This is a genomic window from Paenibacillus sp. J5 (genome assembly GCF_054955055.1).
This window is the reverse complement of sequence record NZ_JBUEDD010000004.1, coordinates 149577-173505: the sequence shown is the minus strand read 5'-3', so window position 1 is coordinate 173505 and position 23929 is coordinate 149577. Positions and strand designations below refer to the sequence as shown.

Below are 23929 nucleotides of genomic sequence, written 5' to 3'. Positions count from 1 at the left end.
TGTTACTTCTTGCGAAGATAGGAGAACAGATCAAAATAATACCAAAAGATAATAGGAAAAAGTGAAAGCGAGAAGTGCTTTACTGCATTATGATTTTCTAATTGGTTGCTATCAATTATAAAAAAGGAAAAATTAAATATTATGCCAAAGCAAGAAAGGCCAAGAAATGCAGCATACAAATATTTCATGCCCCCTGAAATTTCATACACGCTTATCCATTTGGTCAGCAGAAGCATAAATAACCCAAAAAACACAATTCCTCTCACATTTAAAGCTTCAAAATTAACCATAGGAGTTGATAGTCCTATTAAAAAAAACAGTAAATACTGCACTAATTTAATGAAGAATAGCTTTGGCCACCAAACGTTTGGATAAATATCCTTCTCTTCAACCAGATCCTGATACGTATCATCATCAATTGTAAAATCTGCACGCTTGAATTTATAATAGGTAACGATTAACCCCTTAGACAGCTTCATATAAATAATATATTGCAAAAAAGCCGCATGATAGAGGATGTACAGCGAAGACCCTTCTGTAAAAACTCCTAACTGTTGCGATATATTATGAGCCGCTAATATAATCAAAAGATACATTGAATAGTTAAGAAATCGAGTTTTAAGTGAGACTTTGCGATAGATAAGACCTCGCTTTGGCGCCCATATCTCCTCATCGATATAATAGTTTTCTTTAATTGGGTATCCCTTCATCCTTAGGATCATCATTATTCTCAAAAAACAGAAACCAGCCAACATGACCGTTATCCCTGCAGCAGCATTAAAGTCAGGCAAGTGCTTAACGTCCCATACCACGAAATACAATAAATAGAGATCTAACGAACATTTAAATAAATAAAAACAAGTCGCAACAGCTTGCATGTTCTGATGTCTAGTTGCTCTCTCTTTGGAGGAAAAGTAAACAGCAACACAGAAATGAACGATTAATAATAGGATGGACAATGTAATGATTACTTCGAAGAATGGACTGACAAGCCCCTCGTCGAGAGCCATGAAGCAAAGGCCCGTAATAATAAACCCGAATGAAAATGTCACCCATAAAACTGTCCTCATGGCATAAGGACGAAATTCAATGATATGGATAGGTATAAATTTCATAATTTCATCCCGTTGCTTCAAGCCCTCACCCCACTTCCAGAACATCTAAACCTGCATAAATCACTGCGCCAGCAACCGCGCTCATTGCAGGGCATAACACAAATGAATTCAAGTTTTCCTTAAGAATAGAATAACGTTGAAATGCCACAACCAAGCAACCGGAATCATAGCCATTATAAAAAACAAAAGCATGGCGGGTGTCTTTATTGGACCGCTATTAGAAAGAAACCCAGTAATCATCATCATAGACGAAAATATTAATGCTGAAAGCAAACCATTAATATAATACAGACCTATTGGAGATATACTGTATTGACTGATCCACTTGAGAAGCATGAATAGGCAGACGATTAGAAAAATAGTTTTCAACATGTCTATTGACTCTAAATCCACATCAATAAATAATGGAACTAAAAAAAACAACAGCAAATACTGAATAGGTTTAATCAGCAGTACATGTCCCCACTTGGCATTTTTAAATTTGTAAGTTACGTGTTGTTCCATTTGACTAAAATGATTAACTCCGCTAACGCTATTTTTTCCAAATTTCATATACGATACTGTCAGCATTATTGGCCACGTTGCGTAACTCGATATTTGAAATGTAAAGGCAAGAAATAAAATAATCAGCGAAAATTGATCTTCAAAATAGTTATTATATTGTGAGATACTCCAGACTAACAGGAAACACAGAAGATACGTACTCGGCTTTAATTTAAACTTGTTTATTCTATTGTTGAGAGAAATTCGTTTTTCTTGATCCACATATAACTTATTTTCATATAGAAAATAAATAAGCTTAATGATTTGATATAGAAATCCAATCAATAACACCAAAAAACCTATGACAAGATTGACTTGGGGTAACTGTTTAATTACATTTACAACATAGTAAAAGAAATAAAGATCGAACATTGATTTTACGCACATCATACACGCTATAATCATGTGTGATTTCGGATATTTTAATGCCCGCTTCTTAGATCCAAAAAAAACGAAGGATAGGAACTGCGTTCCGAGAATCATTAACATGAAAATGATGAGGACTACTAAAGAGTCCTCAACCCTACTCCTATTGTAATAAATCGCATCAGCAGCAATTCCAGTTGTAACCGCGCTCAAAACAGTCAAGTTGCATAAAAAACGGGATACTTGCTCTGGTTGAGAGTAACTCATACTTAATAAATTCTCCCCTAATGGTCTCAATAGGCTTCTCCCTCCGCAAAGTTGAATTATTATTCATCGACTCCAAAATTACAAAGCGATTAATGTTAATTCCTTCTAAAAAATTGAACAATATTATAACTCCAGAACCATACAATCATAATGAATCCGATCAACATCACTGAAAAAAACTCGGAAGTCTTCACCGATTCAACATTAGACAGAAACGCAACAAACATAAGGAGCAAAACAAAAGAAAATGCAGAGAGTATATTATTTATACAATAGAGATCAACGCCAGTTATTCGATACCGGCATATCCACTTGAGCAGGCTATACAAACACAATACATACACAAAAAACGTCAGTGTGCTTAGAGATTCAAACTCAATGATTGTAATTAACGGCATCAAAAAAAACAAAAGCAAATACTGAATGAGTTTGATTAAAATTAATTTCCACCACTTCGTATTTATCAAATTGTCATTTACAGCTATAGTTGTGTCATCATCACTATCAACCTTGCTAATAAAATTAGTTTTGAATTTATAATAGGTTGCAATCCCGATTCCTGGCCATACAGAAAAATTAAAGAGTTGCAATATAAAGGCTTGGTATAAGATGATTAAGGAGTATCCTTCATCGAAATAACCTGTTCCTTTCGCGAGAATCAAAACTGCAAAAAAAAGCACAAAATAAATCCTAGGCTTTATACCCTTACGACCGAATAGCTTATCCTCAATCTGAGCATCAGCATGGGTCACTGAGTTATTTTGGATATATATAGATGTAGCCCGCACTAATTGAATAACGAAACCAGCGATTAACGAAATGATGCCAATTGTAATATTTTCTTGAGGCAGCTCTTTGACGAGGTTCACAACATAATACAAAAAATAAAGATCGAAGGTTGATTTAAAGCCTGTAATACAAGCTATAACGATCTGTGCTCTCTGGTATTTGCGGGCTCTCTTTTCCGACAAAAAATAAATAGACGAGACAAATTGAAAGGCGAGAAAAATAAAAAAGACAGTAAGGGCTGTGTCCAATGAAGCTTCTACGACCCTCCGATTGAAATAGATAGCCCAAGCAGATATTCCAGTAGTAATTGAAGCCAGAACGGTCAAATGACATAATATATTTGATATTCTATCCAGTGTATATTTACTCAAATTCATAAATATATCCCCCTCGTCCCCCCCATCCACTGCTGTTCCCGAAGGAGGTTCGGTATGCACGCTAGTAAACATCTTTAAATTATTAGTTATTCATACATTATCGGTATTTTCATACATTGATGTAATAGTAGTTCTTAATTCCTATATAATTATTTACCCAATCGTTAACGGTACCCAGTTGACCCAACAACAAAACGCCGCATAGCAAGTAATGCCATGCGACGAGAGGTACAACGAACCATAACAATTCAGGTGGCGAGAGGCTCTTCATCACCAGACATTTCTTCTCCCAGCAGAAGACGGGTTAACAACTCCAACTGCGCCTCGATCGATATCGGATCAAAGTAAGAGATTCGCTCTTTCCCCAACTCATATACTCTGCGATGCCCCGTCGCCGCCAGCTCCCTCCAGGCTGGATGTGCAATCGCCTCGCGGAAGCCCGTCCCCTCGTTGACGATCAATACGATGTCAGCCACTGCCACATAATGCGACAGCAGATGGAGCGGGAGCTGCTGCGCGATCTGAACTCCGCTATCGACGAGATCACGCACGGCTGGCGGCGCCTGCAGGCGCAAGCCTCTATACACACTCCAACCGCCGCGGCCATAATTATCGCCAAACACTGAGAAGCGGCTGCCACGGCCATCGGGACGAATGATGACAGCCGTCATCTGCTCACAGTAGACGCCTGCAGCAGCGAGTCGACGGCGGGCATCGGCTGCTTTGTGCTGATAGCGAAGAATGAAACGCTCTGCCTCCAGTGGATTGCGGAACAGCTCGCCGAATATTCGCGCCTCCTGATATACGCTGCGATGCCCATCATAAGGGATAAATACAGTAGGAGCAATCTTCTGCAATTGATCATGGAGATGCTTGTTGTGGTCATTAAGCAGAATCAGATCAGGCTTCTGATCGGCAATCTCCTGCAGTGACGGCGTGATGCCGAGATTAACAATCCCCTGCTCTTGCTCGCGCAGATATACACTCCCGCCCCACCAGGTCAGATTAGCTGCTACAGGGGTAACGCCCATCTGCATCGCCATCCCGTTATAATAGAGCGCAACGACCCTCAGCTTGCGCCTAGTCTCATCAGCATACTGGCGCGGTGATAAACCTATGACCTGCTTGAACCGACGGCTGAAGTAGTACACGTCAGGATAGCCCGCCCGCTGAGCAATAACTGCAAGGCTCTCGCTGGTAGTCATCAGCTCGCGCTTGGCCTTGTTCATGCGGAGCCTTGCAATATAATCCAGCGGCGTCAAGCCAGTCACGTCCTTAAACCGTTGGGTGAACTGCCGGACACCGAGATTAGCGGTTGCTGCCAGCTCCTTAACCGCTACTGTCTGCTCTGGCTGAGCATGCAGACGATCAATGACCATGTCGATGACTGCGCTGGAGCCGTGCTTCTCCGACGGTGAATTCCAGTTCCATAGCCAATAGAGCAGTTGCTGTAACCGTAGATGCTGTTCATAGCGCTCCTTCCTGCTCGATTGATCGGAGTGTCGATGAAGCTCCTCCACCATCGCAAGCCACGTCTTCATCGCTCCAATATTCAGTCTATCGGGCAATGGGAGCGGCTCCGGGCGTACTGGCATCCGCCCCTTAGAGCAGGCGCCATCGTAGGGTAGAGCAGCTTCCTTAATGTCTAACACGATCAGATCATACGCCAATCCGCCCCTGCCAATAGCCTCCAGCTCCATCCAGCTACCTGGCGCCAACAGGAAGCAGCCTCCCTTCACAAGTCTGTACCGCTTGCCGTTGAACTGGCCGAAGCCGCTCCCACCTACAACAGCAACCAATGTATAATACCGGATGAGAATCTGCCTTCCTTCAGCGCTCTCAGCCATGCGCACCCGTCTCAGTTGCTTCAGCGTGTACAGCCATGCCTCATAATGCGGAAGCTCCCACTCGCTCTCCATGCGCCCTCGCCGCTCCCTCCATCGTTCTATCTGAGAATCATAATCAATTGTTATTGTAGCGAAATCAACGCATGTATTCAAAGATTATTTAAATAAAAAAAGAGAGGCCGCACAGCAGCCCCCCCTCCCCGTATTCAATGTAACTCTAGCAGCTTATTCGCAATCGAATCCAATTGTCCTTCAATTGAGATCGGATCGAAGTAGAAATAGCTCGCCTTCTCCAATTCGATGACTTGGCCATTCTTCACAGCAGGCAAGCTGTTCCAGAGCGGGTTATCCTTGATCGTCTCCAGACTCTCCCCTTCATCCGACACGAAGATATAATCGGCATCCCCTACATATTCAGGTAGCAGCTCGAACGACAGCTCCTGCAACAAACCCTTCCCCTGCTTCTCCATCTCTTCCTTGATCTTCGGCACCATCTGCAGCTTCAGACCCTCATAGATCGGCCAGCCGCCTCGCCCGTAATTCGCGCCAAATGCTCCGAACTGTCCGCCTTTACCCTCGATACGTATGATGGCTGCCTTAGCCCCTGGCTTAACAACGCCCTCCATGCTGGCTCGCGCAGCGGCTGATTTTTCCTCGAACGTTGCTAGCAGCGTGTCCGCAATATCCGACTTGCCGATGATGTCGGCAACCAGCTTCGCATCCTCGTACACATTGCGCTGTGGATCATATGGAATGAATACAGCAGGGGCGATCTTCGACCATTGCTCGTAATCCTCACTGTTGTTATCATTCATAATGATCAGATCCGGCTTCAGCGCGGACACCGCCTCCAACGATGGGGGTCCTCCTACATCGACGATACCCTGTTCCTGTTCAGTCAGATAGGGGCTGCCTCCCCACCAGGTCAGATTGGCTCCCACCGGCTTCAAGCCGAGCGCCAACAACTGATGATGATAATATAGCGCCACCACACGCTGCGGATGCACAGGAATCTCCACTTCCCCCTTGACCGTGCTGATCTTGCGCGTTGCCTCTTGCAGAGGCTGCGTCTGCTCCTTCTCCGGCTCCGCTGTCTGCGCATTCCCTGCGTCTGCCCCTTGACTCGTCCCTGTTCCTGCTGTGCCGCCTGTCGTATTCCCGGTCGCCTGTCCTCCGCATGCTGTCACCAATAGCAACAGACACGTTATCATGACGAACCATATCCCTCTTTTCCTATCCCGAGCGATCATTCTCTTACACCCTCCATTTTGATAACAATTCTCATTTACTGCAAGTATACGAGAACCAAGCCCATGTAGACAATGGACATTTACGATCAAAAAAGGCGGATCTGTGCCGCTGGCTTGCCGAATCATACAAAGACTCAGTCAAAAGCTTTATTTTACTGCCCCATCTAGTGATAGCCAATTCAATAACGATAACTATAATATTGTGAGCTCGATCTATCATTTAAGAATCGTTAAAGGTTGGGGATCTACAATAAGGAGAGTGAATAGATAGCAAGCCATATAGCTCTCGTGGCTATAAATACAAAGGAAAGGTGATGAAAATCTTGTATAGAAAGCACCATTTTTTAATCAGCTTCTTGCTTGTCTTGGCAGTAGCATGGATGATGACGGGATGTTCGACCCTTATATCCAATAGCAATCGCGAAGTCTCCACATCCGTATCTGCATCCGCCAATAAGGATTCTGGCAGCGGAACGCAAAATACAGCGCCTGAATATGCCGATGAGATCGACAAAACACAAATCATGACCTTTGAAATCTCGGTGGACACGGTTCAATGGCAGACGATGCTGGACAATGCGGAGGCGGAGAACTATATTCCGGCGGACATCACGATTAATGGTACAACGATCAAAAATGTCGGCATCCGTCCAAAGGGGAATTCCAGCCTTTCCTCGATTGTGCGGGACGACACGACAGACCGCTACAGCTTCAAGATCAAGTTTGACGAGTATGTAGATGGCCAAACCTGGCTCGGGCTGGATAAGATCGTGCTAAATAACAATTTCTCCGATGCGACCAGCCTGAAGGAGTACCTGTCCTATGACATTATGTCCTATATCGGAGTAGATGCGCCGCTGTTCGCCTTCGCGGATATCTCACTCAATGGCAAGACCTGGGGCTTTTATCTGGCTGTCGAGGATTTGGACAACGGTTATCTTGATCGCGTCTATAACGATCAGGGAGAGTTGTATAAGCCCGAATCGGAGATGGGCGCAGGAGGAAGGGCAGGTGCACCAATGCCCGGGGGCGCGAATAGCGGGCAAATGATGCCCGGGGGCGAAAGTGGCGAACGGCCGGTTCTTGAACCTGCAGACGGGGAGCAGGAGAGGCCTGCGCGGCCCGAAGGAAATGGCCGAGGGATGAGAGGCATGGCGAATAACGGTGTCTCTCTCCAATACACGGACGATGAGCTCACCAGCTATTCGGCCATCTTCGACAATGCGAAAACTAAAACGAACGAAGCCGATGAACAACGAGTGATTGAAGCTCTGAAGAATCTCTCCGAGGGTAATGAGCTTGAAACCTATGTGAATGTGGATGCTGTGCTCAGATATTTTGCCGCCCATACGGTAGTGGTCAACCTTGACAGCTATATTTCCAACATGGGACATAATTATTATCTCTATGAGAAGGACGGACAACTCAGCATTCTACCCTGGGATTACAACCTCGCGTTCGGCGGCTTCCAATCGGGAAGCGCATCGGATGTTGTCAACTTTCCCATCGACACGCCAGTTTCAGGCATTAATATGGAAGAACGCCCGTTGCTTGCCAAGCTGCTTGAAGTACCCGAATATCTGGAAACGTACCACCAGTATTTGCAAGAGATCGTCGACGGTTATTTTGCTAACGGTCAATTCGAGCAGACCGTCGATAATCTGACGTCAATGATTTCTGACTACGTGAAGAACGATCCCACGGCGTTCTATAGCTATGACGAGTTTGCAGCGGGGGTTGCGGAACTGAAGAAATTGGGCGCACTCCGCGCCGATAGCATTCAGGGTCAGCTTAAGGGAACCATTCCATCGACAACGGAAGGGCAGCAAGAGGACTCAAGCGCACTTGTTGATTCCTCCTCAGTAAATTTGCAATCGCTCGGCTCTCAAGGTGGCGGTAAGGATCGCGGCGGGCCTCGGTGATGTCCAACAGTCATGCAAAGCAAAAGCAACCCCCAAGAATGCCGAATACCAGCCTTCTTGGGGGTTGCTTTTTTTGAATTGTCGAGCTGGCATACCGCCTTCGGACAGCAGCTAGCCTGCCCTTATACCTTATACGCCTTCATAGCCTTGCGCAGCTCCTTGAAACTTGGCCGCTTGCCGTACATGAGGACGCCTGTGCGATAGATTTTCGCGGAGATCCAGCCAAGAACAAGAATCGTGACCACCAGCAGCCCCAGCGACAGCCCAATCTCCCACCAGGCCGGATCAGTCAACCCGATGCGCAGAAACATGGCATACGGCGTAAAGAACGGGATGAAGGAGGCCACCTGCACCAGCGTCGAATCCGGCGAGGACATGCCGAAGATTCCGATGTAGAAGCCCGCCATAGACAGAATCGTAATCGGCGTCATGGCCTGTGCCAAATCCTCGGTGCGGCTGACGATCGACCCAACCGCCGCGCATAGCGTCGAGTAGAGGAAGTAGCCCGTCAGATAGAAGATCAGACCGAAGATATACAGTCGCGGATCTATATCCGCCAGATTCAGATTCCAGCCACTCAGCAGTGACTTGTTGTGCGGCATCGATACATTCACGACAAATACGATGACATAAACCGTGATCTGCAACAGCCCGACCAGGAACATCCCGGTAATCTTGCCGAACATCTGCTTCAATGGCGCCACGCTGGTGACGAGTATCTCCATCACACGCGAGCTTTTCTCAGCCGTAATCTCCGTTGCGATCAGTTGGCTGGTAACGAAAATGCCGATGAATAGCAAGATGATCATCACATATACAAAGCCAAGCGCCAGCCCCTGCTGCTCTGCCGTCTTACCGGCTCCTTCATCCGTTACAGAGATTTGTGCCGACTCAATCTTGACTGGCGCCAGCAGCAGCGCTTTTTGCTGCTCGGTAAGCCCGGCATTCGAGATGACCTGCTCCTGCTTGACGGCTTGCAGTGCAGTGCGAAGAGCACCTGTAATGCTAGAGTCGAACATACTCTCCGATTTGTATGCAACTGATGGGAAGTCATCCGCGGCCGCTTCACTCACCAGAATGTAGCCCTTAATCTCCTTGCTGCCGATCGCTGCCTTGAGCGACTGCTCATTCGCCTCAGGGGAGCCCTGGTCTGCATAGCCGACCAGCTCCAGCTCCGCCTCCCCCCCATCAACGGGAGCCGCAAGGTAGGCCTTCAGTGGCTCCGTTACACTCGCCACATTACCCTGGATGTAGCCGATCTTGTCCGGGCCGCTATCGCTGTTGAATTTCGAGATGATGTAAGGAAGATTCACACCGATGCATAGCAGTGCCGCGATGATAATCGTAGTGACCACAAAGGACTTGGCGCGCAGCTTGTTGCGCATCGTGAAGCTGACTACAGTGAAGAAATTATTCATTGGACTCACCCACCGTTCTGATAAAGATTTCATTCAAGGTTGGCTCTAGCAACTCAAAGCGGGTCAGCGTCGTCTGCTCCATCGCATGCCTTAGCAGCAGTTGAGCCGTGTCCTCGCGTTGAATCCACACCTGATACCCATTCTCTAGCCGCTCGACTCTTACTACGCCTGCGACTGTCTCCAGCCCCTGAATTGGCTGCTCGCTGCCAAGAACGACCCGCTCGCGTGGGAACTGCTTCTTAATATCCTTCAGTTCACCCTGAATAACCGGGTTCGAGCGGTGCATAATAGTAATGTTACGGCACAGCTCCTCGACATGCTCCATGCGGTGAGTAGAGAACAGGATACACTTGCCATTGTCCCGCAGCTCCTTCACTGTCTTCTTCAGCAGCTCGACATTGACCGGGTCCAGTCCGCTGAATGCTTCATCCAGAATGAGAATCTGCGGATCATGAATGACAGCAGCGATGAACTGAATCTTCTGCTGGTTGCCCTTCGACAGCTCCTCTACCTTCATATTGTAGTATTCTGTAATGTTGAACCTCTCCAGCCAGCTTCTAAGGCTGCGATCTGCATCCTTGCGCGTCATGCCACGAAGCTGCGCGAGATAGATCACTTGATCGCTAATCTTCACCTTAGGATACATCCCCCGCTCCTCCGGCAGGTAGCCGAGCATACGGAGTTGTTCCTGACTGTACGGCTTGCCGTGGTAGCGAATGGAACCGGAGTCTGGATAGATAAGACCAAGCACCATCCGCATCGTCGTCGTCTTGCCCGCTCCGTTCGCTCCCAGCAGACCATAGATTTCACCAGCCTCTACCTCCAGATTCATCCGGTTGACGGCCGTCTTCTCCCCATATTGCTTTGACACCTGCTCCAGCACTAGTGGCTTCATCTTATACACTTCCTTTAGTTATAGATTATCGCCCAAGCTTCCTCTGCCATGGCAGCGCTGCTTAGATTGTATTACGGGCTTAACCGCTTATCGCCATCAGAACCTCTAAGATGTCGTCCATCTCCAGCGGCTGCTGACCGTTAATGCTCCAGCCCTCCGCGATCAACCACTGCTCGGCCGCTCTGGCCTCGCTCGATATGACTCGCAGGAAGCCGCCGCCTACTGCCTCCAGCCTCTCCATCCCAGGCAGTTGCCTAAGTCTGAGCTCACTTGCATCCTGCTCCTTGAGGAAGAAGGCATGCCAATTGCCCAGCAGCTCATCCTTCTCATAGACGCCCAGCAAGCGCCCGTTCGCCATAAATATAATGTAATCTGCCAGCCGCTTGACCTCATCCATAATGTGGGTCGCCATCACAATCGTCCGATTGTCCTCCTCCATATACTGCTGCAGCACATGGAGCATTTTCTTCCAGGAGATCGGGTCAAGACCCGAGGAGGGCTCATCCAGCAGCAGCAGCTCTGGACTGTGCGCCAGTGTAATCGCCAGATCCAGCTTGCGGCGCAAGCCCTTGGATAGCTTGCCAAGCTTCATATTGTCATTGACCTCGAACAGACGCAGCAGCTCGTTGTAACGATTTACATTCCAGCTCGGATACCAGTAGCGGACAAAGTCAGCCTTATCCTTGCCGCGCATCCAGTTCTCCTGGCTGCTGGCCTCCTCCGGCAGATAACCGATTTTCTTCTTCGCTGCAAGCTCGCCTCTCTCATCGTCCACACGCTCACCGAGCAGCGTAATCGTACCGCTATCTGGCATGATCTGACGCAGCAGCAACTGGAAGGTCGAGCTTTTGCCCGAACCATTGGGCCCCACTATTGCTGAGATATACCCCTTGGGAATCTCCAACTGGAGCGGTCCCAGCCGGAAGTGCTCCCGCTCCAGTACAACTTGCTCCAACTGAATAATCGTATCCGTCATCTATCCGCTTCCCTCCCCTCTGTCGGCTTGCTCTGCCGCGCTGCAATGACCTCTCGCAATATCGTTTCCATCTCCTCCGATGTGCATTGCACACGCAGCGCAGCATCTACCGCCGCTTCGAATGCCGTCACGACAGATTGCAGCCTATGCCTGCTTCGCTCCTGCTCATCTACTCGGGCAACATAAGTGCCAGTGCCTTGCCGGGTGCGCAGCAGCCCCTGTACCTCCAGATCCTGATAGACGCGGCGGATCGTAATGATGCTGCACTTGAGCTGCTGTGCCAGCTCCCGGATCGATGGCAGCAAGGTGCCTTCCTCCAGTTGCCCGCTGACAATTAATGCGCGGAGCTGCACCGTAATCTGGTGGTAGAGCGGTTCCGCGCTCATCTCATTAATCTGAATAGGAATCCACACAGCATCACCTCGTCTCCTTCCTCATCGAACGGGCCGCTTCTTGAGCTTCGCCGTCATTAAGGCAGCCCCGCTTACGATAGCAGCAGCGGCCACCACTACTGAAGCCAGCAGCATGATCCACCACCCGCTTCCGTTCATCTGCCCCATTATAAAGGTGTTTACATCTATCCCCATCCTCTGCAGCATCACTGCTATGCCCACAAAGATTAACGTATATACAAAAGAGATGATGACAAAGGTTTTGCCAGAATAACAGATCTCCCAGTATACAAGCGTAACACCCATAGCGAGCGCATAAGCATACCATACGATGACCTGTCCCATGTAAACTACAGGATGGGGTACCGTATTCCATAGCTGATCCAGCGCCACATAGTGCAAGCCGAAGTAGTAGAGGATGCCTATACCCGTCATCAACTTCAGATGAAGCAGTCTTGCCCATACAATCTCCCCGATTGCAATCGGCATCGTTCGCCACATGGCCACCTTACGGCTATAGAGGTCATCCTGCCAGTAGCGGAATATCGTGCGATTCAACGCGAAGCCCATACAAGGAAGCAGCGACAGATAAAGAAAATTGACCATCCAGCTCAATCGTTGATAATAGACCGTTGACTCATCTACGAACGGTGTAAGGATAATCGCCAGATAGGTGTAGAATAGAATGTTGAATATAAAGGACGGCCAATCGCGCTTCAACTCAAAGCGCAACAGATGTATTGCCCCGCGCCAATGTTTCATAGACCCTCCTGGATTCAGTGTTATACTGTATATATTGATATACACAGTATAATGACTATGTCTCCCCCGTGTCAACTATTTGTTGCAGAATGTCCTGCAGCACAAGCCACACGGCCGAAAAAGCAAAAAATCTCCCCAGAGGGAGATTTCATGAACAAGCTATTCTCATCTATATGTAGGCAATAGAAATCAACCTAGCGCCTTATGTACGGCCTCGAGCACCCTGTCCTTTTGGAATGGCTTCACGATAAAATCGGCTGCCCCTGCCTGAATAGCACTCACAACCATCTGCTGTTGCCCCATTGCCGAACACATAATAATTTTGGCCTTGGAATGGACTTGGCGGATTTCTTTTACTGCTTCTACACCGTCTAGCTCCGGCATCGTAATATCCATCGTCACAATATCAGGCATATTTTCCTTATACTTTTGAATAGCCTCCAGACCATTCACTGCCTCGGCAACGACCTCATGCCCGGATTCCGTCAATATTTGCTTAATCATCATCCGCATAAAAGCAGCGTCATCCACGACCATTACTCTTGCCATCCTGAGTTGACCTCTCCTATTCTAAGCTGATTTGATTACAAGTTTTGAATAAATATCAATCACACCATACTCGCTCTCCAGCGGCGTCACAACAAAGTGATCCAGGGACGCCTTCTCCTGCTGCTGGTCAACGCTCGGATGCGAAATATTCACATCCAACCCTTGATTAGAGAACTCGGTTGCGATTCCACTCACAAACCAATTGCCGAATTCCATAATAGCGCTCCAGCCCATCTCGTCCAACTGCTGAATCTCCATTCCACCAAACATACGCCCGACGATCTGCTTGGCCGTCTCTTCATTCATGGCGCAGATGATGCGGCCATCCAGTTGCCCCAACATCTCGATCTTCACCGAGACATCAGGATCTGTGCTAAGCTGAACCTGCTCTCGCAGCTCCAAGGTCGAGACGGACATCCCCAGATAGCCTGATAACACATTGGAACCTACCCTTGATACTGCCTGATAATACTCCATACTTAAAGCCATGCGTTCTACACATCCCCTAATAAGACTAATTTACCAATCATGCACGAACAGAAATGAACGCCTTCTTGCACAACATAAACCGAAATGGAAAAATACAAAAAGGCCCTACTTTACGCAAGGGCAAACAGTACGCATAGGAGATATGCATCACTTGTGCAACCCGGCTGCCGTAGTAATATCATACTTTAGGCCCGTGGCTTTGCGCCCTTAATTTTCACTAAGTTTGCCCTATTAATAGTTCTTAAACACTATTTATTTTATACTATATATTGGTTCAATATGTCAATAGATTTAATTAAATGTCGTAAGATGTCGTTTAATGCACTTTTTGATCCAAAGTGTAACTCACCCTTCAGCACTCAATTTCATCGCATAGATACAAAAAAGCCGCCCAAGTGACGGCTATTTTGCAAACTATGCCTTTCATACCCCTGACTGGACCTAGCTGCCCGCCGGTTCAGGAGTCGGCACATCATCATTGGAATCGGAATGCTCGCGACGGTACCAATGATAGAACACGTAAGCCAGAATAATACCGTACATAAATTCCTGCACAAATTTCATCACAATGCCCCCGAGCTGCTGATCCTCCAGCGCAGGCATAAAATTAAAAAACTCTGGTCCTTGGAATTGCGCCAGCAGCAGACTGGTGTCGCCCGACACACAGTAGCCCATCGCATTGGCCCATATTTCAGGATCATTGTACATGGCAAATAAAGGCGAACCGGAGAAGATAATCAAGGCGCAGGCTGGTGTCAGCAGAACACCATTCGCAAACACATAGCCCATCTTCTTCACATCCGTAAGACGTGCCCATTCCTTTACCGGACATACAATTTGCCACCACATCATAAAGGCAGCGATCAACATGCCCAAGTAATAGATTCGATGTATGGTGAAATGAACCATTACATAATCATGCACAACCGGTACATGATAGATCGAGAACAACATGTTGAACAGCACCAGCGTCAGCAAGGGGTGCATCATCCATCTAAAAGGCCTCCAGAAGCTTGCAGAGAACACGTGCCTCCAGACAAATGCCGGAATACCCAGCAAAATGAGCGGAGGTACAATCAGATACGTAATCGACATATTCGTCATATGGAAGGTAAAGGTCAAATGACCCAGCAGCTCCAATGGCCCGCCCTGGCACAGATAATACAAGGTGATCCCCAACACGAACCACATTTTCGACTTTGCGGATACCTTCGCCTCGAGCGGATAATGTCTCTCCCTCCACGGGCCGATGATATAAAAGTACAGGATCGTTAGCGCGGCGCATACGAAGAGCACCACTGGACTCCACAAGTCTTCAAAGGAAAAGTACTGCAACCCCAGCACTTCGGATTACCTCCTCCATGTTAAAAATGAAGAAAGAGCGGTCACTACATCGCGACCGCCCATCTCCGCCTAATCAGGCTCGATATTACCACCAAACCCAATATTCAGCCATAACTACCATCGTAAATACAACAAACACACCTGTTAAAATTCCCACTGTAGCATACATATGGCCACGGTCCTTCATGTGCATCCAGAATGCCATCTGGATATAGACCTGAATGCCAGCCATAACTAGCAGCAAAATGTACGTGAACATAGTATTGATCTCGCCTGCTGCTACCATTGTGAATGCAAGGAGAGTCAACACCAGGGAGAATATATAAGCAATAATATGCTTCTGAGGGCCTTCGACTTTATGCCGTCCGCCCTGATGCTCGGAAGTAGAGTGGTTTCCCGCCATGAGTTACGCCACCTTTCCCATCAGGTAAACTACGGTGAAGATGAATACCCATACGACGTCGATAAAGTGCCAGTACATGCCGGCAACATATAGCTTCGGAGCCGTTACGGTATTCAAACCCTTCTTCAAAACCTGGAAGATCAGAATCGTAATCCAGGTTACACCGAATGCAACGTGAGCGCCGTGGAAACCAACGAGCGTATAGAACGAGGAACTGAATGCGCTCGTTGTATATCCATGCCCCATATGCACATAATGGAAAAATTCATAAATTTCAAGACCGAGGAAGCTTGCGCCCAGCAGTACGGTAACCGCCAGCCAGATCAGCATGGGCTTCACTTGATTTTTGTGCATCGCCTGAATGGAGAATACGCTCGTCAAGCTCGATGTAAGCAGGATGAAAGTTGCCAATCCGACGAGCCCAAGATCGAACAATTCTTGCGATGTCGGGTTGCCGTCGCCTACCTGATTGCGCAGCGCCAGAAACGCTGCGAACAGGGTGCCGAACAACACCGTCTCTCCGCCAAGGAATAGCCAGAAGCCAAGAACTTTATTGCGTCCTTCAAGGGTGGCTTTCTCCGGCTCATGCGGAAGCTGACCGTCTACATGCGTATGTGCACTCATGCTTTTACCCCCTTGTCTTGCAGTTCTTCCGGCTCAATATGGAACCCGTGATCATCAAACACCGATCTGAGGAACATACATCCGAATGTAATGAGCAAGCCAATGCCTGCAAATACAAAATTGTACATTAAGCCAAGTCCGGTAACGAACAGACCCAGCGACATCACAAAAGGCAGAATCGATGGCGATGGCATATGAATCGGACCAATCGGTTCAGCAGGCGTCATGCCCTTGTTACCGTCCATTTTTTCTTTCCACAGTGCGTCATAGCCGCGTACAAGCGGGGTTTGCACGAAGTTGTACTCTGGAGCCGGCGAAGGAATCGACCACTCCAATGTACGTCCGTCTTCCCATGGATCATTAGCCGCATTCTTAGGCTTAGCCCAAGTAACAACAACGTTGACCAGGAACACAATTGTTCCAATTCCCATCAAGATCGCGCCAACTGTACTGATCAGGTTCATCAGGTTCAAATCCAGGCCGTCCTGATACGTATAGATACGACGCGGCATCCCCAGCAAGCCCAGGAAATGCTGTACGAAGAAGGTCAGATGGAAGCCGATAAAGAAGGTCCAGAACGTCAGTTTGCCGAGTCCTTCATTCAGCATGCGTCCAAACATCTTAGGCCACCAGTAGTGCAGACCCGCGAAAATACCCAATACCAGACCACCTACGATGACGTAGTGGAAGTGAGCAACGACGAAGTACGAGTCATGGTACTGGAAGTCAGCAGGCGCAGCAGCAAGCATAACGCCTGTTACGCCGCCCATTACGAACGTCGGAACAAAGCCGACGGCGAACAGGTTGGCTGCCGTGAAGCGGATCGAGCCGCCCCACATGGTGAAGAGCCAGTTAAAAATCTTGATGCCTGTAGGCACGGCGATCAGCATCGTCGCAATCGAGAACAACGAGTTGGCGATTGGACCAAGGCCAGTGGTGAACATGTGGTGAGCCCACACCATGAAGCCCAGGAAGCCAATCAGCATCGTTGCAAACACCATCGAGCTGTAACCAAACAGCCGCTTGCGAGCGAACGTGCTGATTACTTCCGAGATAATGCCGAACGCAGGCAAGATCAGAATGTAAACCTCAGGATGTCCGAAGATCCAGAAAATATGCTCCCACAGAACGACGTTACCGCCATTCGCCACTTCAAAGAAGTTGGCGCTGAACAGACGGTCGAACATCAGTGCCGCCAAACCGACAGTCAGAGCCGGGAAAGCGAACAGGATGAGCGCAGATGTAATAAATGCAGTCCATGTAAACATCGGCATCCGCATGAAGCTCATACCTGGCGCGCGCATGTTGATGATGGTAACCAGGAAGTTGATTCCACCGATCAGCGAGCCGATACCGGAAATCTGCAAGCCGAGCACGTAGTAGTCTACACCATGATTCTGGCTATACGTCGTCGATGCCAGCGGCACATAGGATGTCCAGCCGGCATCAGGCGCTCCACCTGTGAACCAGCTCACATTCAGCAGCACGCCGCCGAAGAAGAAGGTCCAAAAGCCCAGTGCATTCACAAAAGGGAATGCAACGTCGCGCGCACCGATCTGCAAAGGTACGATCGCATTCATCAGAGCAAATAACAACGGCATTGCTGCCAGGAAGATCATCGTGGTGCCATGCATCGTAAGCAATTCATTATAAGTATCCGGGCTTACAAAGTCATTGAGCGGCTTCCACAACTGAAGCCGGATCAGGATCGCCTCAAGACCGCCGAGCAGGAAAAAGAAGCCCCCTGCAATCAGGTATAAAATCCCGATTTTTTTGTGGTCAACCGTTGTCAGCCAATCCATCAGGCCGCTATAACGCTTAACCGTATGTCCATGAGCCAAGGTTGGTACCCCCCTTAAAGTACTGTTATATTAATAGTCCAGCTTTTGCTCGGACAAATATTTGGCGATGGCATCAATTTCCTGTTCCGTCAGGTTGACTTTAGGCATGCTATTGCCTGGCTTAACCTCTTGAGGATCAGCAATCCAACGCTTCAGGTTCTCATAGGCGCTGCCTTCGTTCGCGTATAGCGGATTGTCGGTATTGATCAAGAAGCCCGCTACAGCAACCTTGTCGCCCATACCTGTCAGGTTCGGATACAACTGTCCGCCCTTGTCACCAATGGCATGGCAAGTCAAGCATTCGTTGACGAACTTCTCGGCAATCGCCGGGTCTGCTGGAAGCTCCGCAGGCGCCTTCATCGCTGTTACCCAGCGCTGGAAGGATGCCTCGTCCACTGCCTTTACCTTGAAGTCCATATACGCATGGGAAGGTCCGCACAGCTCGGCACACTTGCCATAGTAGACCCCAGGCTTGTTCGCCTCAAAATACATTCTGTTCACATTGCCGCCAGGGTTGGTGTCAATCTTGCCAGCCAGAGCCGGAATCCAGAAGGAGTGCAACACGTCCGCTGTCTTCGCCTCGATCGAGATGACCGCATTCGCAGGCACAACCATCTCCTGAGCCGTCTTGACGCCGTAACCAGGGTATTCAAACTCCCACCAGTATTGGTGAGCTGTTACTTTAACCTGGATGGCGTTCTCGTCATTGCTGTAGTCCTTAGCCAGTCCAAATACGGTCTTAACTGTAGGCACACCCAAAATAACAAGCAAAATAAGCGGAATAACTGTCCAAATGATCTCCAGCTTGTGGTTGCCCTCCACCTGTACCGGTATGCGGTTATCGCCTGGCTTCCTGCGGAACCGGATCAGTACATAAATGGCAATGACAAACACGACTACGACCACCAGAACCATGATCGAGATCGACAATTTCATAAGTCCGAACTGCTGCTCTGCCACAGGTCCCTGTGGATTCAGCGTGGACAAGTCCTCCCGTCCGCATGCCGCCAGCAGCAGCGACATCATGGCAAGAAGCGGCATAAGCCGTTTCATTACATGCCACCGATTCATCATTGATCTACCCCACTTTTGACTTTTTCTACAGTTGCCTCACATCTTGCCTCCGCCGCCAGTCCATAACGCAGACCGTTACTCAAGCAGAAATATAAGCGCTCTGTCGACAATCCTATACACAAGTGCCCATATTTCTTTTGAGCGTGCTGTCTGAAAATCATAGATACCGCTTGCACCGACAGACAGAGGTATAGCCTTCCAATTTCGAACTTTTCTGCGCCAGCATTCCGAAGGATGTCAAGGGCAAGGTTGTACCGAAAATGGCAGGTCAAGACAGGCAACTGTGCGGTTTTTACTCCATTTCACACACACTTCTGCAACTTGAATTACTTATTAAATATAAAGTTGTAACAACTTTTTGTCAATGTTCCACAAAGAGTTCACAAATTGTTCTTAAAACTGAAACAAAAGACGGTTTGGAATTATTCTCTACCATTTTCACCAAAGCTATGGTCGATTATGTATCGTCTCGCGACGTATATTTCATTCGCCTCCGCAGAAGCTAACACTAAATGAACTCAAGGAGGCTAGCCAACCATGCTATATGGCACATATCGCACCCGAAGGCATCGCTGCCGCCGCGCGGCGCTGCTTGCGCTCTTGTCCTGTCTTCTCTGCATTTCCATAACCGGGTGCAATTATACGCGGCGCGTTCAAGACAGCGACTATGATTACGGCTCTCAGCAAAAGGGGGACCCGAAGATGGTCGGTCCACGGCTGTACGGGTCTCAGACAGGTCGATCTAACCAGCACAGCAACCGTTATTTCGAATACAGCTCGATGCTATCGCGCGAGGTTGGAGCAATTAATGGCGTCGCCACTGCGATCGTCATGCTGACGGACAAGAATGCCTATGCCGGCATTGCGCTCGACTGGACGGCTGTCGGAACCAAGAGAAGTGGAGGCGCCGCCTCACGCGAGCAGGACAATACGGGGACGAACGAAGGGGTATACAATGCCCGCGACGGCACGCCCTATTACAATAACCAGAAGCTGATCACACCGTATAACTCTTATTTCTCAGTCAATGATCTCAATGAGCTGTCAGGTGAACTCAAGCAGACGATCGCCGCTCGAATCCGGCAGTTTGTGCCGAAGGTCGAGGAAGTGCATATCTCAGCGAATCAGGAATTCGTGAACGAAATGGTGGACTATGCCAAGATTGCCTGGGCTGGCAAGCCGCTGGAGCCATGGACAGGCGCTTTCAATACCTTTGTGAACTATCAGTTTGGCAACGGCAAGAAGCTTCCCATCTCGATTAATGAGCTCCGAAGAGCGCCAGCCCCTCCGTCTCCCATTCATTAGTCACTTCGCGCCAGCGACTCAAGCCAGATAAGGGAGGCGCTGGCGCTTCCTCTATCTGGCTGATACGCAGCAATTGCTACGCTATGTCACAAGGGTCGCATTAACGTTGGCGAGTCAGAATGAGGGGCATGCCCTTCGTAATGGCAATCGTGTGCTCGTACTGAGCTGTACGGCTTCCATCAAGTGTCGTGACCGTCCACCCATCGCTATGTGTGAAGGTCGATGGATCGCCAGCCGTCAGGATCGGCTCGATCGTGATCACCATTCCCTCCTCCAGCCTCTCGCCCCTTCCTTGTGAAGCTGTATGGAACACCTCGGGCTTTTCATGGATCGCCCGACCGATGCCATGCCCGATAAAGTCGGGGATGACAGACAGGCCTTGCCGCTGTGCACAGCGCTCGATGGCTGCCCCGATGTCGCCGATATAGTTGCCAGCCTGCGCTACTCGAATACCGGCGTAGAGCGCTTGTCTGGCTGCGTCCAGCAGCAGCGCATCTGCTGGCTTCGGCTTGCCGATCGCGTAGGTCCAGGCCGAATCAGCCAGCCAGCCGTCCAGCTCTGCGACCATGTCGATCGTTACGAGGTCTCCAAGGCTAAGCGGATGGTCATCAGGAAAGCCATGGCATACTGTATCGTTGACGGACGCACAGGTGGCATACGGAAACCCTTTGTAGCCCTTCTGAGCCGCTCTGGCGCCGTGGCGGCGGAGATAGCGCTCGACAAACTGGTCGATCCGAGCTGTTGTCATCCCTGGACGCAGTCGACTGCGCAGCTCCTGGTGACATGCAGCAACAACTGCGCCAGCACGTCCGATGCGCGCAATCTGCTCTGGCGTGCGAATCCTTCGTGCATTGCCCATCGTTCTATTCCCCCTGGCATATTACGGCTTTACCAGCACCATATGTCCTCCGCAGGGCAATCATTCCACATTATTCCACTGCCTGCCATCCAGCCGGCAACACAAAAAACCTTGCCCACAGAGGGCAAGGCTCGTCATATACGTCATTTGACCAATGCATCCGGCTTAGCTGACCGAATTGATCTTCCCAAGTTCATGCTCGACCACAGAAGTCAACTCATCCTCATATCCGCCCGTAATCCTGTACTTGCGAATGTAGTCACGAACGAACTTTCTCGGGTCTTTCGGTTGGAAAATTCTCGTCAGTTCCTTGAGACTGTCTTTGACTTCATTATGGCTTCTCTTGGCCATGAAATCCCCTCCCATATAGTGGTTGGTCGTCCTAATTCATTACGAGAGCCATCGTGCGCTATCGTAATCTTCCTTAGCTCAAGCAATCCATTCGGTTCAGGCTTATCATGGTCAGCCGGATATTTGATTCCTTTATATTATAACATTATGATACGCATTAGAAAAGCAAGAGCTACTCCCTCTTTTCTTTTCCTGGTGATTTGGGAAATGGACGTTCGGAAGAGGTTGGCGACACCATGCGGATATATGCAATCACTCCGACGATCGCCACCAGTACGCCGAATACGACGAGCGCCCATGTTATCCAATCTCCTGCCATCGCTCATCCTCCTTCCTTGTCCTACTAGCTGGTATAGGGCTAATTATATCTAAAACCCACCTCCGTTTCAAATGCGTTCCATCCAAGCGGCTTGCCAATACTTCTCCTCCTCTTCTTAGCCAGGCACAAAGCGCAGAAGGCTCGCGGAATACGCGCCGACACGATTCGCGGTATTCGCCACTAAAGTGTAGATTATAACTTTATATCCAATATTTTGTAATGTGTCAAGCTGTTTTCGGCCCTTTTCCCGAATTGTCATGCAAATTTCACGAGTATACTGGTTCTGTTTCTTCTATTAATAATGGCTTTCATGACGATAATGTCAGCTCCCTCCGGCTCCAAATACAAAGCCCCGGTCTTGCAGCCAGAAGCAACTCCGCTTCGTCTGCAAAACCGGGGCGATCCCCATCGATATTAAGCTTCGCCTTGCTCTTCGATCCACTGGTAGTGGAACTTGCCAGGCTTATCTACTCTCTCGAACGTATGTGCACCAAAATAGTCACGCTGTGCCTGAAGCAGATTGGCTGGGAGACGCTCGGTGCGATAGCTGTCGTAGTAGGCCAGTGCAGATGCAAAGGCCGGCACCGGAATGCCACGTGTGACCGCAATAGCAACAACCTCTCTCCATGCCGACTGATAGCGCTGAACGATGCCGCCGAAGTAGTCATCAAGGAACAGGTTCGCCAGTTGCGGATTCCGGTCATACGCATCCTTGATATTTTGCAGGAAGCGGGCACGGATAATGCAGCCGCCACGGAAGATCATTGCGATGCTGCCATAGTTCAGATCCCATCCATACGCCTCCGAGGCAGCTCGCATCTGTGCGAAGCCCTGAGCGTAGGAAGCGATCTTGCTCGCATACAGCGCCTGGCGCACTGCCTCTATAAACTGCTGGCGGTCGCCGTCAAATGCAGTAGCCGCAGGGCCGCTCAGCTTCTGGCTCGCAGCGACGCGCTCTTCCTTCAGAGCCGAGATGAAGCGAGCAAATACCGATTCCGTAATGATGGATAGCGGCACACCCAGATCGAGTGCGCTCTGGCTTGTCCACTTGCCCGTCCCCTTCTGGCCGGCAGAGTCCAGAATCACATCTACCATCGGCTTGCCGGTGTCCGGGTCTGTCTTCGTGAAGATGTCGGCTGTAATCTCAATCAGATAGCTGTCCAGCTCGCCATTGTTCCACTCGCTGAAGATGTTCGCCAGCTCCTCTGTGCTTACACCAAGCACATCCTTGAGCAGATGATAGGCTTCGCCGATCAGTTGCATATCGCCATATTCAATGCCGTTATGCACCATCTTGACGTAATGTCCAGCGCCATCCGGCCCGATATAGGTGCAGCAAGGGTCGCCGTTCACCTTGGCGGAGATCGCGGTCAGGATCGGCTCCACCAGCTCATAGGCGTCCTGCTGTCCGCCCGGCATAATCGCCGGCCCCTTGAGGGCGCCCTCCTCGCCGCCGGACACGCCTGCACCGATGAAGCGGAAGCCCTGTGCGGACAGCTCCTTGTTGCGGCGCTGTGTGTCCGGGAAATAGGCGTTGCCGCCGTCGATGAGGATATCGCCAGGACTAAGCAGCGGAACCAACTGATTAATGGTCGCATCCGTCGCCTGACCGGCCTGTACCATAATCAAGATTTTGCGCGGTGTCTCCAGCGCCCCGACAAACTCCTCCATGCTGTAGGTGCCGACGAAGTTTCTGCCCGGCGCTTCCTTCAGGAGATCGTCCGTTTTCTCCGGCGAACGGTTGTACAATGCAACAGAGAAGCCGCGGCTCTCAATATTCATGGCCAGATTTTTGCCCATTACCGCCAGGCCGATGACTCCGATTTGTTGTTTGCTCACTTGCTTGACCCTC

23 protein-coding genes and 1 riboswitch are annotated in these 23929 nt (G+C 49.2%); of the genes, 2 read left to right on the top strand and 21 right to left on the bottom strand.

The genetic code is table 11. The annotated features are described in order from the left end of the window. Positions 1-2: 2 nt before the first annotated feature. From ACY1JZ_RS08230 to ACY1JZ_RS08210, 5 genes are all read right to left on the bottom strand, one after another. Positions 3-1160 carry a hypothetical protein gene (locus tag ACY1JZ_RS08230; protein WP_462628813.1) on the bottom strand — a complete coding sequence of 386 codons (1158 nt, stop codon included), beginning with the start codon at positions 1158-1160 and terminating at the stop codon, positions 3-5. 63 nt (positions 1161-1223) lie between these two features. Further along, entirely contained in the window at positions 1224-2321 is a 1098-nt protein-coding gene (locus ACY1JZ_RS08225) for a hypothetical protein (RefSeq protein WP_462628812.1), read from the bottom strand. A gap of 65 nt (positions 2322-2386) precedes the next feature. Continuing rightward, on the bottom strand, positions 2387-3517 hold the full coding sequence (locus tag ACY1JZ_RS08220) for a hypothetical protein (RefSeq protein WP_462628811.1): 1131 nt from the start codon (positions 3515-3517) through the stop codon (positions 2387-2389). Between the two features lie 188 nt (positions 3518-3705). Further along, a complete protein-coding gene (locus ACY1JZ_RS08215) occupies positions 3706-5376 on the bottom strand; it encodes a helix-turn-helix domain-containing protein (RefSeq protein ID WP_462628810.1) in 1671 nt (556 codons plus the stop codon). Between the two features lie 134 nt (positions 5377-5510). Next, positions 5511-6515, bottom strand: coding sequence for an ABC transporter substrate-binding protein (locus ACY1JZ_RS08210; RefSeq protein ID WP_462628809.1), 1005 nt, complete (start codon positions 6513-6515; stop codon positions 5511-5513). Between the two features lie 362 nt (positions 6516-6877). Here ACY1JZ_RS08210 and ACY1JZ_RS08205 point away from each other — a divergent pair, with 362 nt between their 5' ends. Next, on the top strand, positions 6878-8476 hold the full coding sequence (locus ACY1JZ_RS08205) for a CotH kinase family protein (protein ID WP_462628808.1): 1599 nt from the start codon (positions 6878-6880) through the stop codon (positions 8474-8476). Positions 8477-8598: 122 nt separating this feature from the next. Here the strand turns inward: ACY1JZ_RS08205 and ACY1JZ_RS08200 are convergent, their stop codons facing one another. The 12 genes from ACY1JZ_RS08200 to coxB all read right to left on the bottom strand — a co-directional run bounded on the left by ACY1JZ_RS08200 (position 8599) and on the right by coxB (position 19243). Then, a complete protein-coding gene (locus ACY1JZ_RS08200; protein WP_462628807.1) occupies positions 8599-9927 on the bottom strand; it encodes an ABC transporter permease in 1329 nt (442 codons plus the stop codon). Beyond that, positions 9887-10789: an ABC transporter ATP-binding protein gene (locus ACY1JZ_RS08195; RefSeq protein ID WP_462628806.1), complete on the bottom strand. Its 903-nt coding sequence runs from the start codon at positions 10787-10789 to the stop codon at positions 9887-9889. Before ACY1JZ_RS08195 ends, ACY1JZ_RS08200 begins: the two co-directional genes overlap by 41 nt. 79 nt (positions 10790-10868) lie before the next feature. Beyond that, positions 10869-11765 (bottom strand): ABC transporter ATP-binding protein, encoded by an 897-nt coding sequence (locus ACY1JZ_RS08190; RefSeq protein WP_462628805.1) that lies wholly within the window; start codon positions 11763-11765, stop codon positions 10869-10871. Further along, entirely contained in the window at positions 11762-12178 is a 417-nt protein-coding gene (locus tag ACY1JZ_RS08185) for a GntR family transcriptional regulator (protein ID WP_270165385.1), read from the bottom strand. The genes ACY1JZ_RS08190 and ACY1JZ_RS08185 overlap by 4 nt, the downstream gene beginning before the upstream one ends. A gap of 21 nt (positions 12179-12199) precedes the next feature. Beyond that, positions 12200-12919 (bottom strand): hypothetical protein, encoded by a 720-nt coding sequence (locus ACY1JZ_RS08180; RefSeq protein ID WP_462628804.1) that lies wholly within the window; start codon positions 12917-12919, stop codon positions 12200-12202. A gap of 189 nt (positions 12920-13108) precedes the next feature. Further along, positions 13109-13468: a response regulator gene (locus ACY1JZ_RS08175; protein WP_270165389.1), complete on the bottom strand. Its 360-nt coding sequence runs from the start codon at positions 13466-13468 to the stop codon at positions 13109-13111. A 21-nt stretch (positions 13469-13489) separates the two neighbouring features. Beyond that, the gene (locus ACY1JZ_RS08170) at positions 13490-13957 is read right to left on the bottom strand and encodes a chemotaxis protein CheX (RefSeq protein WP_270165391.1); all 468 of its coding nucleotides are present in this window, start codon (positions 13955-13957) and stop codon (positions 13490-13492) included. Positions 13958-14108: 151 nt separating this feature from the next. Beyond that, positions 14109-14195: riboswitch (cyclic di-GMP riboswitch) on the bottom strand. Positions 14196-14398: 203 nt separating this feature from the next. Next, complete coding sequence (gene ctaG / locus ACY1JZ_RS08165) at positions 14399-15301, bottom strand: cytochrome c oxidase assembly factor CtaG (RefSeq protein ID WP_270165393.1); 903 nt, start codon at positions 15299-15301, stop codon at positions 14399-14401. Between the two features lie 85 nt (positions 15302-15386). After that, on the bottom strand, positions 15387-15704 hold the full coding sequence (locus ACY1JZ_RS08160) for a cytochrome C oxidase subunit IV family protein (RefSeq protein ID WP_270165395.1): 318 nt from the start codon (positions 15702-15704) through the stop codon (positions 15387-15389). 3 nt (positions 15705-15707) lie between these two features. After that, positions 15708-16328 carry a cytochrome (ubi)quinol oxidase subunit III gene (locus ACY1JZ_RS08155; protein WP_270165397.1) on the bottom strand — a complete coding sequence of 207 codons (621 nt, stop codon included), beginning with the start codon at positions 16326-16328 and terminating at the stop codon, positions 15708-15710. Continuing rightward, entirely contained in the window at positions 16325-18130 is a 1806-nt protein-coding gene (gene ctaD / locus ACY1JZ_RS08150) for a cytochrome c oxidase subunit I (protein ID WP_270172609.1), read from the bottom strand. The genes ACY1JZ_RS08155 and ctaD overlap by 4 nt, the downstream gene beginning before the upstream one ends. A 69-nt stretch (positions 18131-18199) precedes the next feature. Continuing rightward, complete coding sequence (coxB, locus tag ACY1JZ_RS08145) at positions 18200-19243, bottom strand: cytochrome c oxidase subunit II (RefSeq protein ID WP_462628803.1); 1044 nt, start codon at positions 19241-19243, stop codon at positions 18200-18202. Positions 19244-19780: 537 nt separating this feature from the next. On the opposite strand from coxB, the gene ACY1JZ_RS08140 reads away from it, so the two are divergent. Beyond that, positions 19781-20548 carry a hypothetical protein gene (locus ACY1JZ_RS08140; protein ID WP_462628802.1) on the top strand — a complete coding sequence of 256 codons (768 nt, stop codon included), beginning with the start codon at positions 19781-19783 and terminating at the stop codon, positions 20546-20548. Between the two features lie 100 nt (positions 20549-20648). Here ACY1JZ_RS08140 and map read toward each other — a convergent pair whose 3' ends face one another. From map to gnd, 4 genes are all read right to left on the bottom strand, one after another. After that, entirely contained in the window at positions 20649-21407 is a 759-nt protein-coding gene (gene map, locus ACY1JZ_RS08135; protein ID WP_270165402.1) for a type I methionyl aminopeptidase, read from the bottom strand. Between the two features lie 165 nt (positions 21408-21572). Further along, positions 21573-21758 carry a hypothetical protein gene (locus tag ACY1JZ_RS08130; protein ID WP_270165403.1) on the bottom strand — a complete coding sequence of 62 codons (186 nt, stop codon included), beginning with the start codon at positions 21756-21758 and terminating at the stop codon, positions 21573-21575. A 172-nt stretch (positions 21759-21930) separates the two neighbouring features. Next, on the bottom strand, positions 21931-22077 hold the full coding sequence (locus ACY1JZ_RS08125) for a hypothetical protein (protein ID WP_270165404.1): 147 nt from the start codon (positions 22075-22077) through the stop codon (positions 21931-21933). Between the two features lie 414 nt (positions 22078-22491). Next, positions 22492-23916: an NADP-dependent phosphogluconate dehydrogenase gene (gnd, locus tag ACY1JZ_RS08120; protein ID WP_270165405.1), complete on the bottom strand. Its 1425-nt coding sequence runs from the start codon at positions 23914-23916 to the stop codon at positions 22492-22494. Positions 23917-23929 lie beyond the last annotated feature (13 nt).